Annotated in this window: 1 protein-coding gene; it reads right to left on the reverse strand. The window is 63.1% G+C overall.

The features are described from left to right. Positions 1-7: 7 nt before the first annotated feature. Entirely contained in the window at positions 8-1,201 is a 1,194-nt protein-coding gene (gene tuf / locus DBV14_RS32335; RefSeq protein WP_124466093.1) for an elongation factor Tu, read from the reverse strand. Positions 1,202-1,206 lie beyond the last annotated feature (5 nt).

The raw sequence follows: 1,206 nt of genomic DNA on the forward strand, positions 1-1,206 counted from the left end.
GCCTGGCTTAGATGTCGAGGAACTTGGCCACGACGCCCGAACCCACGGTACGGCCGCCTTCACGGATGGCGAAGCGCAGGCCTTCTTCCATCGCGATCGGGTTGATCAGCTTGACGGTGATGCTGACGTTGTCGCCGGGCATGACCATTTCCTTGTCCTTGGGCAGCTCGATCGCGCCGGTCACGTCCGTCGTGCGGAAGTAGAACTGCGGACGGTAGTTGTTGAAGAACGGCGTGTGACGGCCACCTTCGTCCTTGGACAGCACGTACACCTCGGCGGTGAAGTGCGTGTGCGGCTTGATCGAGCCGGGCTTGCACAGCACTTGGCCGCGCTCGACTTCTTCGCGCTTGGTGCCGCGCAGCAGCACGCCGACGTTGTCGCCAGCTTGACCTTGGTCCAGCAGCTTGCGGAACATTTCCACGCCGGTGCAGGTGGTCTTGACGGTCGGGCGGATGCCGACGATCTCGATTTCTTCGCCGACCTTGATCACGCCACGCTCGACGGCGCCGGTCACCACGGTGCCGCGGCCCGAGATCGAGAACACGTCTTCGACGGGCATCAGGAACGTGCCGTCCACGGCGCGCTCGGGCGTCGGGATGTAGGTGTCGAGCGCTTCGGCCAGCTTCATGATGGCTTCTTCGCCCAGCTTGCCCTTGTCGCCTTCCAGGGCCAGCTTGGCCGAGCCGTGGATGATGGGGGTGTCGTCGCCAGGGAACTCGTACTTGTCAAGCAGCTCGCGCACTTCCATTTCGACCAGCTCGAGCAGCTCGGCGTCGTCGACCATGTCGCACTTGTTCAGGAAAACGATGATGTAGCCCACGCCCACCTGGCGAGCCAGCAGGATGTGCTCACGGGTCTGGGGCATCGGGCCGTCAGCGGCCGAGCACACCAGGATGGCGCCGTCCATTTGAGCGGCGCCGGTGATCATGTTCTTCACATAGTCGGCGTGGCCGGGGCAATCGACGTGAGCGTAGTGGCGGTTGGCCGTTTCGTACTCGACGTGAGCCGTGTTGATCGTGATGCCGCGGGCCTTTTCTTCGGGCGCTGCGTCGATCTGGTCGTAAGCCTTGGCTTCGCCGCCGAACTTGGCCGACAGAACGGTTGCGATCGCAGCCGTCAGCGTGGTCTTGCCGTGGTCAACGTGACCGATCGTGCCCACGTTCACGTGCGGCTTGGTGCGGGTGAATTTACCTTTTGCCATTTTTC

The sequence above is a fragment of the Variovorax sp. KBW07 genome (genome assembly GCF_003852515.1).
Taxonomy (GTDB): Bacteria; Pseudomonadota; Gammaproteobacteria; order Burkholderiales; family Burkholderiaceae_C; genus Variovorax.

Excerpts from the sequence above, each read along its gene's own strand:
- tuf (WP_124466093.1), bottom strand. The coding sequence starts at position 1,201 with ATGGCAAAAGGTAAATTCACCCGCACCAAGCCGCACGTGAACGTGGGC.